The organism is Rahnella sp. ATs2, assembly GCF_051851855.1.
Taxonomy (GTDB): Bacteria; Pseudomonadota; Gammaproteobacteria; order Enterobacterales; family Enterobacteriaceae; genus Rahnella; species Rahnella variigena.
The window spans coordinates 128,745-143,145 of record NZ_JBLYPL010000007.1; the positions used below are offsets into that span (position 1 = coordinate 128,745).

At 52.9% G+C, this 14,401-nt stretch carries 11 protein-coding genes; 4 read left to right on the forward strand and 7 right to left on the reverse strand.

Going from position 1 to position 14,401, the window contains the following annotated elements; genetic code table 11:
* Positions 1-46: 46 nt before the first annotated feature.
* From ACJY2G_RS09085 to ACJY2G_RS09105, 5 genes are all read right to left on the reverse strand, one after another.
* Entirely contained in the window at positions 47-2,116 is a 2,070-nt protein-coding gene (locus ACJY2G_RS09085; protein WP_430319166.1) for a beta-galactosidase, read from the reverse strand.
* 65 nt (positions 2,117-2,181) lie between these two features.
* Positions 2,182-3,333 carry a glycoside hydrolase family 53 protein gene (locus ACJY2G_RS09090; protein WP_430319309.1) on the reverse strand — a complete coding sequence of 384 codons (1,152 nt, stop codon included), beginning with the start codon at positions 3,331-3,333 and terminating at the stop codon, positions 2,182-2,184.
* Positions 3,334-3,397: 64 nt separating this feature from the next.
* Complete coding sequence (locus ACJY2G_RS09095) at positions 3,398-4,249, reverse strand: sugar ABC transporter permease (RefSeq protein ID WP_013574912.1); 852 nt, start codon at positions 4,247-4,249, stop codon at positions 3,398-3,400.
* A gap of 13 nt (positions 4,250-4,262) precedes the next feature.
* Positions 4,263-5,564 (reverse strand): carbohydrate ABC transporter permease, encoded by a 1,302-nt coding sequence (locus ACJY2G_RS09100; RefSeq protein WP_132965653.1) that lies wholly within the window; start codon positions 5,562-5,564, stop codon positions 4,263-4,265.
* A 95-nt stretch (positions 5,565-5,659) separates the two neighbouring features.
* Positions 5,660-6,886, reverse strand: a complete 1,227-nt coding sequence (locus ACJY2G_RS09105; protein ID WP_430319167.1) for an extracellular solute-binding protein — start codon at positions 6,884-6,886, stop codon at positions 5,660-5,662.
* A 276-nt stretch (positions 6,887-7,162) separates the two neighbouring features.
* Here ACJY2G_RS09105 and ACJY2G_RS09110 point away from each other — a divergent pair, with 276 nt between their 5' ends.
* From ACJY2G_RS09110 to ACJY2G_RS09125, 4 genes are all read left to right on the forward strand, one after another.
* Positions 7,163-8,266 (forward strand): ABC transporter ATP-binding protein, encoded by a 1,104-nt coding sequence (locus ACJY2G_RS09110; RefSeq protein ID WP_430319168.1) that lies wholly within the window; start codon positions 7,163-7,165, stop codon positions 8,264-8,266.
* 194 nt (positions 8,267-8,460) lie between these two features.
* Positions 8,461-9,567 (forward strand): ABC transporter substrate-binding protein, encoded by a 1,107-nt coding sequence (locus ACJY2G_RS09115; protein WP_120161463.1) that lies wholly within the window; start codon positions 8,461-8,463, stop codon positions 9,565-9,567.
* A gap of 51 nt (positions 9,568-9,618) precedes the next feature.
* Positions 9,619-11,592: a catecholate siderophore receptor CirA gene (gene cirA / locus ACJY2G_RS09120; RefSeq protein WP_430319169.1), complete on the forward strand. Its 1,974-nt coding sequence runs from the start codon at positions 9,619-9,621 to the stop codon at positions 11,590-11,592.
* An 84-nt stretch (positions 11,593-11,676) separates the two neighbouring features.
* Complete coding sequence (locus ACJY2G_RS09125; protein WP_430319170.1) at positions 11,677-12,636, forward strand: D-2-hydroxyacid dehydrogenase family protein; 960 nt, start codon at positions 11,677-11,679, stop codon at positions 12,634-12,636.
* A gap of 63 nt (positions 12,637-12,699) precedes the next feature.
* On the opposite strand, the gene ACJY2G_RS09130 is transcribed toward ACJY2G_RS09125, so the two are convergent.
* A complete protein-coding gene (locus ACJY2G_RS09130; RefSeq protein WP_013574907.1) occupies positions 12,700-13,032 on the reverse strand; it encodes a DUF496 family protein in 333 nt (110 codons plus the stop codon).
* Positions 13,033-13,188: 156 nt separating this feature from the next.
* Positions 13,189-14,286 (reverse strand): FUSC family protein, encoded by a 1,098-nt coding sequence (locus tag ACJY2G_RS09135; protein WP_112291615.1) that lies wholly within the window; start codon positions 14,284-14,286, stop codon positions 13,189-13,191.
* Between the last annotated feature and the right edge of the window lie 115 nt (positions 14,287-14,401).

A 14,401-nucleotide genomic window follows, 5' to 3' on the forward strand; every position in this document is an offset into this window, starting at 1 on the left:
GTGCAACCGGGAAACCTGATTGCACGTCGGTATTAAAAATAACGGGTTAAGAAATGGCTGGTAAACGGCGCGTCAGGATCTGATAACCAAATGCCGGAAGCGTCAGTTTGCGCGGTAAAGTGCCACCGTGAATCATGTCGCTGTAATCCGCGGTTAACGTGATTGTCTGGCTCTGCGCCGCATAGTTTTGCAGGAAGATAAATTCACTTTCACCATCCGTACGACGCGCCGCCGTCATCCCTTCCGGCAGCGTTGCCTCCAGCGCCCGTGGCAAGTTCATTTCCTGCGCCAGCGCGGTGTAAAAATCTGCGTGGAATGTCTGATCGTTTCGGGAGGCCAGATAATATGCCTGCCCTTTGCCAAACAAATTCACCGTCACGGCTGGCGTGCCGGCATAGAAATCATCACCGTAAGTCGCCAGCGTAGCCGCGCCCTCCAGGTGGATCACTTCACACAATTCGCTGGCGCGGTAAGGACCGTTTAACCCGAGCGCATTGCCTTCGACGCCGCTGACACTGTTGTGCTGGTCGTCGGTCAGGCTGTCGATTTCTTCCGACCAGATACCGAGCACCGGACGCAATGGCCCCGGGAATCCGCTGAGGAAACACAAATCGCTTTCGTTAACGATGCCGCTCCAGTAGGTCGCGACGAAGCGTCCACCGGCCTGCACGAATGCGGTGATCCGCTCGCCGACGCCTGCACGCACCATATACAGCATCGGCGCGATCACCAGGTCGTAGCCACTTAATTCGCAGTCGGCGTTGATCACATCCACCGCAATGCCCTGCGCCCACAGCGCACGATAATGTCCGGCGACAGTGTTTTCATATTCCAGCCCCTGATTGCGCGGACCGAGGGAATCGTCCATCGCCCAGCGGCTTTCCCAGTCGAAAATAATCGCTACTTTCGCTTCCACGCGGCTGCCCGCTACCGGTGCCAGCGCGGATAAAATTCCGCCCAGTTCCGACACTTCGCGCCCAACGCGGGTATTAATGTGTCCGACGTGATCGACAACCGCGCCGTGGAATTTCTCAGAAGAACCGCGGCTTTTACGCCACTGGAAATACTGCACCGAATCCGAACCGTGAGCGACCGCCTGCAAAGAAGACAGAATATGCATACCCGGCTTTTTCAGTTTGCTGACCGGCTGCCAGTTGGTGAAGCTCGGCGTGGATTCCATCAGTACAAACGGCTGACCCTGTTTCAGCGTGCGCATCAGGTCGTGATACATCGCGGTATACGCCGCCAGACCGATATCGTCTTTGCGGGTGTGCCACATCGGATAGCTGTCCCACGAGATGAAATCCAGCACGCTGGCAAGTTTCCAGTAATCGTAATCGTAGAAATATTCCATGAAATTAGTGGTTGCCGGTAACGCGGGGTTCTCCGCTTTCAGCGGGCGGATTTCCTCGCTGCAAAAACGCGTGACCTGATCGGTGTTAAAACGGCGCCAGTCGAGATTCAGGCCGTGAACGCCGCTTTCGCCCTGCGGCGACGGCGATTCAATCTGCGCCCAGTCGGTATAGGTGTGGCTCCAGAAGGTGCTCCACCAGGCTTTATTCAGCGCATCGAGCGTGACGTAACGGGCTTTCAGCCAGTCACGAAAACGTCCCTGACAGTGGTTGCAATGACACTCGCCGCCGTATTCGTTGGAAATATGCCAGCCGATCACCGCCGGATGATGGGCGTAACGCTTCGCCAGCGCGCTGTTCATCAGCTGCACTTTTTCGGCATACACCGGCGAACTCATGCAGTGATTGTGACGTCCGCCGTGCAGCGCTTTTACGCGGTCGCGTCCCACGCGCAGGACTTCAGGGTATTTTTGCGACATCCATGCAGGCCGCGCACCGCTTGGCGTGGCGAGAAATACCGAGATACCGTTTTCATGCAACCTGTCCAGCACCTGATCCATCCAGCCAAAGGTGAAATGGCCTTCTTCAGGTTCCAGCGCCGACCAGCTGAAAATCCCGACAGACATGACATTACAGCGAGCCTCTTTCATCATTTCGACATCGCGGATCAGGACATCAGGGCTTTCCAGCCACTGTTCCGGGTTGTAATCCGCGCCATGCAACAGCCCGGAAATCTTACTGCTCAGAAGAGGAAATTTCGTCATGCTTGGGTCCTTAGGAACTTTAAGAAAGTTAAACTCCCCGGCCAATGAAGCCGGGGAAAAAGGGATTAATGGAAGACGTTGATGGAAGGAAGAACCTGACCGTCACAGCTGAACAACGCCTGATTTTCGCGGGCATTGCCCTCTTTCCAGTGGTCGTTGATATAGGTCATACCGGCAGGTGTCGCCCAGCCTGCGCCGTCAACGGCGATCCAGGTCGGTTCCCAGTAGAACAACCCTTTGCCGCGATGATCCGGCACGGCGACCAGGCTTTTGATCATGTCGCTGAGGAAATCGGCCTGCCCCTGAACCGTGGCAGGATAGCCGCCGTCTTTAGCTTCTTTTTCGGTGAAGCTGTTTTCAGCGGCGTCGCAGTTTTTGGTGGTGTAACCGTAGGCCACTTCGACGACGATTACGTCTTTGTTGTAGCGTTTGCTGATGTCGTCCATGTTGGCCTGTAAGGCGGAAATCGGGCCATTCCAGTAGGTGTAAAACGACAGGCCGATGACGTCATAAGGCACCTTGCGCTGATTGATTTCATCGAACCACCAGCGAAAAGTATCGTTCTTGGTGCCTTCAGCCAGATGCAGCATGATTTTGATATCAGAAGGATTTTTTTCATCAGCACGGACACCGGCAATTGCGGCGTTCAGCAAACCAGCCAGACGATCAAACTCACCACCGCCCGCGCCCCAGCTTTTGCCCTCCGGCCATAAAATCCCGCCGTTCATTTCATTGCCGACCTGCACCATATCCGGCACGGTGCCCTGCTCGCGGAATTTAGCAATCACCTCGCGGCTGTAATCGTGAATAGTGGTTTTCAGCTGCGGATAATCCATTTTTTCCCAGCTTTTCGGCTTGAACTGCTTACCCGGATCGGTCCAGAAATCGCTGTAATGGAAATCGAGCAGGATTTTAAAGCCCTGCGCTTTGGCACGTTTCGCCAGCTCCAGCGTGGTGGCCAGATCGTTATTGCCGCCGCCGTACGGATGCCCCTGCGCGTCTTGTGGATCCACCCACAAGCGCAGGCGCACGTAGTTGAACCCGTTTTGTCTGAGGATCACCATCGCATCGGTCTGTTTATGGTTCTGATCGAAGAACTTACCGCCGTGTTTTTCCACATCAATCAGCGTCGAGATATCAGCGCCTTTGATAAAATCTGCCGGGACGTTGGCGACCTTTTTAATTACCACATCCTGTGCCACTGTTGAAAATGACATCGCCAGCAGCACGCAGGCCATTGCGTTTTTTTTGAAAATCTTCTCAGAAAAGAAAGTCATCGGATTATCCTTTTGTACTGCCAGCCGTCAGGCCGGAAACGAAGTATTTTTGTAAGGCGAGATAGAAAATGGCGACCGGCACGGCGATCAGCACCGCACCCGCGGCGTACATGGTGTAGTTGGCACCCATTTTTTGCGCGACCAGGTTGTACAGGCCAATCGGTAAGGTGTACTTATCCGGTGTGCGTAAAATGGTGCTGGAAAGAATGAAATCACCCAGCGGTCCGGTGAAGGAAAACAGCGCGATCACCGCCAGTATCGGTTTCGATAGCGGCATGATGATTTCGATGAAAATGCGGAAATTACCCGCGCCGTCCATCCGCGCTGATTCATCCAGATCTTTCGGAATCGCGTCCAGATAGCCTTTCATCAGATAGGTGTTCATCGGGATCATGCCGCCGACGTAGATCAGCACCAGTGCCAGATGGCTGTTAATCAGACCGAGCAACTGTGCCAGCACAAAGATGGCGATCAGCGCCGAAAACTGCGGGATCATCTGCAATAACAGGAACAGCATCAGCCCGTCTTTACGGCCTTTAAAGCGAAAGCGCGAGAAGGAATAGGCGGTGAAGCTGACGCAAATCAGCGTCAGGATCATGGTCAGGAAGCTGATTTTCATCGAGTTCCAGTACCAGCCAACGTAATTAACTTCGCCGTTAAACAGGTCTTTGTAATGCTGGAAAGAAACGTTCTCCGGAATAATTGATGTGCTAAGCAGACTGTTACCGGCATTCAGCGAGGCGCCGACGGTCCAGATCAGCGGATAAATAATGATCACCGCCACAATCAGCAACAGGAAATAACTCAGCCCCAGGCGAATAAACCGGTTTCTTTTAATACTGCTGTTCTTACTCATGCCCTTCTCCCGGTTACGCCATATCATCTTGTTTAAAGGAATTGGTTGAGCGGAATTGCCACAACGCAATACCGACCACAAATATCGACAGCAAAATCGTAATGGTCGCGGCTATGGCGTATTGCGAAGATGACATGGTGAGTTTATATATCCAGGACACCAGAATATCCGTTCCGCCTGCGTTAGAACCGGCCACTGCCGGGCCACCGTTATTAAACAGATAGATAATATTGAAGTTATTAAAGTTGAAGGTGTATTGCGTGATAATAATTGGCGCAATGGAATATAAGACCAGCGGCAGCGTAATGGTTTTCAGTTTCTTCCAGGTACTTGCCCCGTCCATGGTCGCCGCTTCATATAAATCGTTGGGAATGGCCTGCAATACGCCGGTGGTCATCGCAAATACAAACGGGAAACCCAGCCAGGTCTGCATCATGATCAGCGCGGTTTTGGTCCAGAACGGATCCGTCAGCCAGGCTTTCGGCTCAATACCTAAAGCGGCCAGAATGCCGTTGTTAATCACACCAAACGAGTCATTGAACATACCGGCAAACACCAGAATAGTGACAAAGCCCGGTACCGCCCACGGCAAAATCAGTACGGTGCGGATCAGCGCCTTGAAACGCAAATCTTTCTGATTGACCAGAATTGCCAGCATCACGCCAACCGTACATTGCAGCGTGGTCGCCAGCACCGTCCAGACCACCGTCCATTGCAAGACGTCCAGCAATGTCGAACGCCAGATATTCAGCGTGAAGATATTGATAAAGTTTTTGAACCCCACCCAGTCGACTAATTTAGCCGGTGGCGTGTGATACAAATTGTAATTGGTAAACGCAATCGAGAAACCGAATATAATCGGGAAGACCACCACAAACACCAGCAAAATAAAGCCCGGCGTAATCATTAAATACGGAAAACCTTCACGCAGCAGTAAATGATATTGCTTGCGCACGCTGGGTAATTCCAACCCCTGATCGCGACGTTTGCCGTTTGCCCAGGCGTCGCGCAGACTCCAGTAATAAAAGCCCACGCCGAACGCACCAATCAATACGCTGATAATGCCTTTGGCTAACAGGAATATCGAATTATCACGCGGCACTTCTTCGCCCAGCGTATATAAACCCCATAATCCCTGACGCAGGAAATCATAGAACACGCCGGCGAAACAAATAAGAATGATAAAAAACAGTATTCCCTTGGCCCATTGCCGGTTATAGAACTGCCCAAAACCGGGGATCAGCGCCACAGCCAGCGCCACCGGTGCATGGTGACTGGCGGAGAGTGGCGCCTGGTTTTCCTCATGAAGACGCATAGACACAAAGATGTTCCTTTCACTGGTGAGGGCGTGAATTCACGCCCTCCTTTCAGAAGTACGGGTGTTTAACCGAAATAATTGCGTTTAACGGATTACTCGTTGCTGGCTTTCGCTGCCTCGATTTGCATCTGGATATTTTTCACCGCGTCGTTCAGGGCGGCGTCAACCGGCTGTTTGCCGGTCACTCCCAGCTGGATACCGTTGTTAGCCGGGCCCCAGACTTCCTGCATTTCGGGTACACCCGGCATCGCCGTGGCGCGGGTTGACTGCTCGGCTACCGCGTTGGCTTTTTCATCGTTTTTAATCATCGGATCGTTAACCAGCGCCGTCAGTGCCGGGATTTCCTTGGTCACTTCGTAACGCACCTTGGCGTATTTCGGCTGGTTGATGAAGGTGATGAATTTCTCGGCCAGCGGTTTTTGCTTGCTGTAGGTCGAAACCGCATAACCTTTTACGCCGAGGAATGAACTCATCGGTTTGCCGTTCGGCAACAGCGGCAACGCTTTCACGCCGTAGTTAATGCCTGCCGCTTCATACGGCTGGAACGCCCACGGGCCGGTGATCACCGCGGCCGCTTTCTTCTCAGTAAACAGCGAATCGATGGCGTTCAGGCCGTTATCACCGACAATCCCCGCCGGGAATAATCCGTCGGCATAGAATTTTTTCAGGTAGGTAATGGCTTCGACACTGCCCGGCTTGTTCAGGCCGATATCTTCAACGTTGATTTCGCCTTTGGCATCCTTACCGAAGATATAGCCGCCCATGGAAGCCATTGCGCCGTAGGCGTAATACACTTCGTCAAACTTGGCCAGCAGGCCGTATTTACCTTTCGCCCGCTCTTCTTTGGAGAAGGTGTAATACTCGTCGAGCGTTGCCGGAGCCTGTGGCAGCAAATCTTTGTTGTAAATCAGCACCAGGGTTTCCACCGCTTTCGGCACGCCGTAGGTCTGGCCTTTCAGCTGAAATGCGTTAATCGCCGATGGCGTAAAGCTGTCGGTAAATGCTTTATCAAGGGTCAGCGGTGCCAGTAATCCCTGCACCACCGCCGTGCCTACCTGGTCATTGGGAATGACCACCACGTCGGGGCCGATTCCCGCCGGACCATCCAGACGTAATTTCTCCGTTTGTTGTGCATAAGGCGTTTCCTGCACAACGACTTTGACGTTGTTCTCTTTTTCAAAATCTTTCACCGCGTCTGAAATACCGGAAGATTTCTTAATATCTTCCCAGACAAGTAATTGTCCCTCTGCTGCCCGGACGGCCTGACTGCTGAGACTTAATGACATCAGTACCAGGGCAGTAAGGTGTGTAATTTTCATTGTTGCTCCTGAATGTGAAGGTATAACATTTTTGTAGGATACTCAGCGACATCAAATCCATCATCAACATTAAAAACCTGTTATAACCTGATTAATTGATGGTTAATGCCGTCATAAAAACTATGTTATACGTTAAACTTACAAGCCATAAATCACTACAAAAAGATGCGCATTGTGTGATCTTCTCTCCAAAATTCGAACCCGCTTGTGCAAACGTTTACACAAGGTGGTTATAGTCCGAAATATCAGCGGTATGAATTCTTTATGAGGTCAAACATGTCCAGCATCAGACTTAAAAATGTGGTCAAACGTTTCGATAAAACAGTGACGTTGCATGGCATCAACATTGATATTGAGGACGGCGAATTCACCGTTTTCGTCGGGCCGTCGGGGTGCGGGAAATCCACCCTGCTGCGCATGATTGCCGGACTGGAAGATATTACGGAAGGAGACGTTTACATTGGTGAGCAGCGGGTCAATGACGTCGATCCTTCACGGCGCGGCGTGGCGATGGTGTTTCAGTCCTACGCGCTGTATCCGCACATGACGATTGCTGAAAACATGGGTTACGGTTTGAAAGTGAACGGCGTGCCGAAAGACGAAATCCGCCATCAGGTTGAGATGGTCGCCAAAACCTTGCAGCTTTCTCATCTGCTGGACAGAAAACCGAAACAGCTTTCCGGTGGTCAGCGCCAGCGCACCGCCATCGGTCGGGCTATCGTGCGTAATCCTCAGGTGTTCATGTTCGATGAACCGCTGTCTAACCTCGATGCCGAACTGCGTGTGGATATGCGTTTACACATATCCAAGCTGCATCAGGAACTGAAAACCACCATGGTCTACGTGACGCACGATCAGACCGAAGCCATGACGCTGGCCGATAAAATCGTGGTGATGAACTACGGCAAAGTCGAACAGATGGGCGCACCGATGGATCTTTACTACAACCCGGTAAATCAGTTTGTGGCCGGATTTATCGGCTCACCGAAGATGAATTTCCTGCCAGCCGAAGTCATCAGCTGGCAGCCGGAGCGGCTTGACGTGCGACTGACGCCGGAGAAAACCCTGTCACTGGCGCTGAGCACCCGTGAACTGGCCGCAGGCGAAAAAGTCACGCTCGGCATTCGTCCTGAACATCTGCTGTCGCAGGAAACGGAAAACATGCTGGAATTTAACTGCGAAGTGGTTGAGCGGCTGGGCAACAGCACCTATCTGTTCGGTCAGTGTTACGGCACCGACGGTTTTAAAATGCTGCTGCCGGGCGACATGGCCTTCAACCCTTATCAAAGTCTGACCACCTGGTTTGATGCCAAACGTTGCATGGTCTTCAGCGAAGATGGTCTGCGCATCAGCGCGCCCAGCCTTTCACATCTGCATTAATTTTTTTCATTCCACGTTCAGGAAGCTCAGGACCGCCCCTGCCGGGCGGTTTTGCTCTTCCCCCTCCAAATGTAAACCGCATTGATAATCGTTATCGTTTCTTTTATTGTTAGCGCCTCTTCAGGGAAACGTAAAGGAATCGGAAGAAGATGAATTTTCAGCATAATCTTTTCACTACGCTGTGCGGTAAACGAATGGCGGGTGGATTAGCCGGGCTTACGCTCGGTGTGATAAGCGTTACGGCGCAGGCTGTCACCGTGACAGATATTGCCGGGCGCACGGTGACTGTGCCGGATGATGTTCAGCGCGTTGTGCTCGGAGAAGGCCGGTTGTTCTTCGCCCTTTCCCTGCTCGAAGGCCAGAAACCTTTCGACCGCATTGTCGGCTGGCAGGGAGATTTCCGTAAGCTTGACCCGCAAACCTACGCCACCTATCAGGCGAAATTCCCGCAAATCGACAAAATTCCGCTGATTGGTAATACCAGCGCTGACAGCATCAGTCCGGAAAAAGTGCTGACGCTGAACCCGCAGCTGGCGATCTTTGGTTTATCAGGCCACGGACCGGGCAAAGAAAGTGAGCTGGTGAACCAGCTTCAGAAAGCCGGTGTGCCGGTGGTGTTTGTGGATTTCCGTACCTCTCCGCTGAAAAACACCCTGCCGAGTATGGAACTGCTGGGCAAAGTGCTGAACCGCGAGCAACAGGCGCAGGACTATATCCGTTTCTATCAGGACAACATCAAACGCGTCACCGATGTGACCAAAGACATTCCTGAGCAGGATAAACCCAAGGTGTTTATCGAACTGCGCGCTTCGACGGCAGATGAATGCTGCCGCTCAGCCGGTAACGGAAATATGGGTGATTTTATCGATCAGGCGGGCGGCGTGAATATCGCCAAACCTCTGCTGCCGGGTCCTCTCGGTCAGGTGAATCTGGAAAAAGTCATCGCTTCGCAGCCTGATGTGTATCTGGTCAGCGGTGGCGGTAAACCAGCAAAAGCTGGCGATCCGCAACCCGCCGGTTTAGTGCTGGGCGCGCAGACCACGCCGGAACAGGCGAGCGCCAGTCTGAAACCGCTGCTGGCGCGTAAAGGCATCAGTACCCTGAAAGCTGTCGAAGATGGCCGCAGTTTTGGCATCTGGCACAACTATTACAATTCCCCGTATAACGTGCTGGCCGTGCAGGTCTTCGCCAAAGCGTTTTACCCGCAGAAGTTTGCCGATCTCAACCCGCAGCAAACTCAAAAACAACTTTATAAACAGTTCCTCGCCGTCGAACCGACCGGCACTTACTGGACAGAGTAAAAGGGACGCTGCCCCGGGCTGCCGGGGCTTTTTATCTCACGGAGAGAAGAAATGGCTAAGGTTAAATTTACACCGGCGGTTAAAGCCGGACTGCTCGCACAACTGATTGCTGCCGCGATGCCGGTGATGGCGGAAGACGCCAGCGAAGTGAAAGAAAAAGAAGATCAGATGGTGGTGACGGCCTCCTCCATCGAACAAAATCTTAAAGATGCCCCCGCCAGTATCAGCGTGATCACCCGCGAAGATCTGCAAAAGAAACCGGTACAAAACCTCAAAGACGTGCTGAAAGATGTCCCCGGCGTGCAAATCACCAATGAAAGTGATAACCGTCAGGGCGTCAGCATCCGCGGGCTGGGCAGCGGCTATACCCTGATTCTGGTTGATGGCAAACGAGTCAACTCGCGCAACGCGGTTTTCCGCCATAACGATTTCGATCTGAGCTGGATCCCCGCTGAATCTATTGAACGCATCGAAGTGGTGCGCGGGCCGATGTCTTCCTTATATGGCTCTGACGCGCTCGGCGGCGTGGTCAACATCATCACCCGCAAAGTCGGCACAAAGTGGCACGGCACGCTGAGCGCCGACACCACCGTTCAGGAACACCGCGATCGCGGCGACAGCGGTAACGGTAACTTCTTCGCCAGCGGCCCGCTGGTTGACGATTTACTGGGCGTGAAAGTTTACGGCGCGCTCGGTAAACGCGAGAAAGATCAGGCAAGTTCCGCCAGCGGCAGCACCGGTCAGCCGCGTATCGAAGGTTACACGTCGCGCAACGCCAACGTCGAATTCTCGCTGACGCCGGATGAAGATCAGGACATCACCTTCGGTTACGGGATGGATCGTCAGGACCGCGATTCCGACACGCTGGATAAAAACCGAATCGAACGCGAAAACTACTCGCTCGGCCATAATGGTCGCTGGGGCTTAGCGAATACCGAACTGCGTTTCTACGGTGAAAACATTGAGAACAAAAACGCCGAAACCATCACCTCGAAAAACAACTCCCTCGACGGCAAAGTCGTGATCCCGCTCGGCGATTACAACCAGTTCCTGACGTTTGGCGGCGAATACCGCAACGACAAACTGGAAGACGGCGTGAACATGAAAAATGGCGGCAGCACGCAGGCTAATCAGTACGCGCTGTTCCTGGAAGATGAGTGGCGGATGTTCGAAAATCTGGCGCTGACCGGCGGCGTGCGCATGGATGACCATGAAAACTACGGCGTCAACTGGAGCCCGCGGGCCTATCTGGTCTATAACGCCACCGACACCGTGACGATGAAAGGTGGCTGGGCATCGGCCTTCAAAGCGCCCTCTCTGTTACAGCTCAGCCCGGACTGGCAAAGCGCCTCCTGCCGCGGAAGTTGTAACGTGGTCGGCAGTAAGGATCTGAAAGCAGAAACCAGCGAAAGCGTGGAATTCGGCCTGTATTACGCCGGTCAGGAAGGTTTGCTGGAAGACGTCACCGCCAGTGCGACGGTGTTCCAGAATGACATCGACGACATGATCACGGTTATCCGTACCGCCAACCGCAGTCTGGCACCGACCTATCAGAACTTTGCTGGTTTCGATGCCAGCGGCAATCCGATCTTCCAGTATTACAACGTGAATAAAGCAAGGATCCGCGGACTGGAAACCGAGCTTGGTTTACCGCTAACCGACCAGCTGAACCTCAAGCTGAATTACACCTACAACGACGCCCGCGACCTGAGTAACGGCGGCAATAAACCGTTGTCCGAACTGCCATTCCATACCAGCAATGCGACGCTCGACTGGAAACCGCTGGATGCCTGGAGCTTCTATCTTTCCGCCAACTATAAAGGCAAAAGCCGCACCGTCACTGACGGAAACGCCACGCCTGGCGGATACACCATCTGGAACACCGGCGGTTCGTATGCGGTGAATAAAGCCGTAAAAATACGCGCCGGGGTACTGAATCTGACCGATAAAGATCTCAACCGCGACGACTACAGTTATAACGAAGATGGCCGCAGATATTTCGCTGCTGTCGATTACAGTTTCTGACAATAACCTCCGGCCGGGACACTTCACGTCCCGGCTGTTTCAGTGCTATATCTCTTTATCATTATTTTCAGATAAGGGATTCCCATGCCACTGCAATGCCTCATTCTTGATGATTACCAGAACGTTTCCCTTTCGCTGGCTGACTGGCACTCACTGACGCCGCAGGTGGAATGCCGCGCACTGACAGAACATATCACTGATCAAAACGCGCTGGCAGAATCGCTGAAAGACGCTGAGATTGTGGTGATAATGCGCGAAAGGACGCCGTTCACCGCGGCGTTGTTTGCCCGTCTGCCCAAACTGAAACTCCTGATTACCTCGGGTATGCGCAATGCTTCCATAGATCTGGCAGCGGCAAAAAAGCATGGCGTGACCGTTTGCGGTACAGGCAGCGGACAGGCCGCGCCGGTTGAGCTGACCTGGGCACTGATCCTCGGGCTGGCGCGGCATCTGGTCACAGAAAATAATGCGCTGCGCCAGAACGGTCCGTGGCAAAGTACGGTCGGTTTTGGCCTGAGCGGCAAGCGACTGGGTCTGCTGGGGCTGGGTAAAATTGGTCAGAAAGTGGCGCAGATAGCGAAAGCGTTTGGCATGGACGTCTGTGCCTGGAGCCAGAACCTGACGGCAGAACGCGCCGCAGAACATGGCGTGACGTTATGCGCATCGAAAGAAGAGTTGCTGCGAACCAGCGACGTGGTGTCCATTCATCTGGTGCTCGGCGACCGCACGCGCAACTTGCTGGGTGCGCAGGAACTGGCGCAGATGAAAGCCTCCGCTCTGCTGATCAATACCTCACGCGCCGCGATTGTTGATCAGCCCGCCCTGCTTGATGCGTTGCAAAACGGTGTAATTACCGGTGCCGGGCTGGATGTGTTTGATGTCGAACCGCTGCCCGCTGACCACCCTTTCAGAACACAACCCAACGTGCTGGCGACGCCGCATCTGGGCTACGTTTCCGATGGCAATTATCAGGTGTATTTCACCGAAGCCGTGGAAGATATCCAGGCGTTTCTGGCCGGTAAACCGGTGCGCGTTTTAGAATAGCCTGAATGACAGGCGTAAAAAAACCGGGTATCGACCCGGTTTTTGCTTTGAGAAGCGACGAAATCACTTGGTTTCGTTGGCTTTGATTTCGCCCATCGCTTTCAGCTTTTTGGACATTTCACGACGTTCTTTCGACAGGTCTGCATTACGGATGATGTAATCATCTACACGATCTTCATAGTCGCCGCGCATGCTGGCAATGATTGCCTGAATTTCGTCGATGCTCATTCCTGGCTTGATGTAATCGCTCAGGTTGTCGAGCAGCAGAACACGTTTCTGGTTGTCACGGATTTTCTTCTCGTTGTCAGCAATTTCGCGTTGTAATTTGTTTTTACGACGGAAAATGCGCACAAACTCCAGAACGTCCTGGAAACTCGGCTTATTGATATTGTCCATTTTAACACCTTCGATTAAGTTACACAGATTCAGTGACTGACTTGTCGCAACCCGTTTTGCCACCTGAAGAGTAGCGTAGCAAACACTGGCCTGCGAGCTCAGATAATCGTCCAATGGCTTCATCTTACCCGTTTTAGGCCACAGACAAAAATCCCTTCATGCTTTCGTTGTTTTAACGCTGTTTATTTGAGCTTCTTCTTTCTGCATCGTCATGGTGATGAGGTCGCCCATAGACTTCAGTTGTTCCGCCACCTGCGCGCTCAGCCATACATAACCGTAGACCTGCGCTTCCAGATGATTTGCCGCATTCATTTCTGCCATCAGCGCTTTCAGTTCTTCAGCAGATTCATTGAGCTGATGATTGATAGTCAGCTCATCACCTTTCGTACCGTTCATCAGCATCAGACTGAGTTTTTCCAGCGTGCTGAGCATCAGCAACTGCGCACTGCGCAAGGTGCGGGCGTTGAGCATCAGGAAGTGGCTTTCGCGTGAACTCCAGTAAGCGTCGGCCAGCAGTTCCAGCGTACACAGCAGATTGCGACTCAGCGTCTGGATCGCGTCAAACACTTCGCGCGGAATATGTGATTCTTTGCTGGCAGGCGCGAACAGTGAACGCATCTTGATCATCTGGCTCATAGACGTTTTCATTTTACCGTGCAGATGCGGACGTTCGAGCATGTTTGGCGACAACCACGCGCTGTACAGTTTATTCAGCGACATCAGGTAATCGGCCATCTGTATACGCCAGTGAATAAACGCGCGCTGCGGATAAATACTGGCGAAAAGCAGCGCCAGCAGGGATCCGAAAATCACATCGCCCGAACGCCACAGCGCGGTATTCATATCACCCGGCCCTGCGCCACAGACCACCGCCAGCGTAATACCAATCAGCAGCGCCATATAAGGGCGTTTACCGAGGGTCAGATAGCCGCTGACAAACATCACCACAGCGCACCACACCATCATCAGCGGAAAGGAATACAGTTCGAGCCATAAGGCAATCAGCCCTGAAGCCGAGCCTAGAACGGTTCCGCTGATACGCTCAAGCACGCGCTGAACGACGTTTCCCCAAAACGAAATCGGCCCCATCACCACGACCATGGTGATCAGCGGCCAGGTGCCCTCGGGGATTTCAGTCAGACGCACGATGACAAAAGTCAGCAAAAACGCCACGGCGATACGCAGCCCGTGAGTAATGCGGTAATTACGGTAAATGACGTTATCCAGCGGAGAAATTTTCTTGTCGAGACGCACGTTAGGCCTGCCGAAGGCTAGAATTCAAAGTAGGCAGTAGTTTAGCCGAGTTACCACAGGCATTCACCCCGGTTATGTCAGGGTTTTGGCCGATTGATAGTGGAAAATGAGGAAG

Bases quoted from the DNA above. Each gene is read 5' to 3' on its own strand.
- ACJY2G_RS09085 (WP_430319166.1), bottom strand. From the start codon at position 2,116: ATGACGAAATTTCCTCTTCTGAGCAGTAAGATTTCCGGGCTGTTGCAT.
- ACJY2G_RS09090 (WP_430319309.1), bottom strand. From the start codon at position 3,333: ATGTCATTTTCAACAGTGGCACAGGATGTGGTAATTAAAAAGGTCGCC.
- ACJY2G_RS09095 (WP_013574912.1), bottom strand. From the start codon at position 4,249: ATGAGTAAGAACAGCAGTATTAAAAGAAACCGGTTTATTCGCCTGGGG.
- ACJY2G_RS09100 (WP_132965653.1), bottom strand. From the start codon at position 5,564: ATGCGTCTTCATGAGGAAAACCAGGCGCCACTCTCCGCCAGTCACCAT.
- ACJY2G_RS09105 (WP_430319167.1), bottom strand. From the start codon at position 6,886: ATGAAAATTACACACCTTACTGCCCTGGTACTGATGTCATTAAGTCTC.
- ACJY2G_RS09110 (WP_430319168.1), top strand. From the start codon at position 7,163: ATGTCCAGCATCAGACTTAAAAATGTGGTCAAACGTTTCGATAAAACA.
- ACJY2G_RS09115 (WP_120161463.1), top strand. From the start codon at position 8,461: ATGGCGGGTGGATTAGCCGGGCTTACGCTCGGTGTGATAAGCGTTACG.
- cirA (WP_430319169.1), top strand. From the start codon at position 9,619: ATGGCTAAGGTTAAATTTACACCGGCGGTTAAAGCCGGACTGCTCGCA.
- ACJY2G_RS09125 (WP_430319170.1), top strand. From the start codon at position 11,677: ATGCCACTGCAATGCCTCATTCTTGATGATTACCAGAACGTTTCCCTT.
- ACJY2G_RS09130 (WP_013574907.1), bottom strand. From the start codon at position 13,032: ATGGACAATATCAATAAGCCGAGTTTCCAGGACGTTCTGGAGTTTGTG.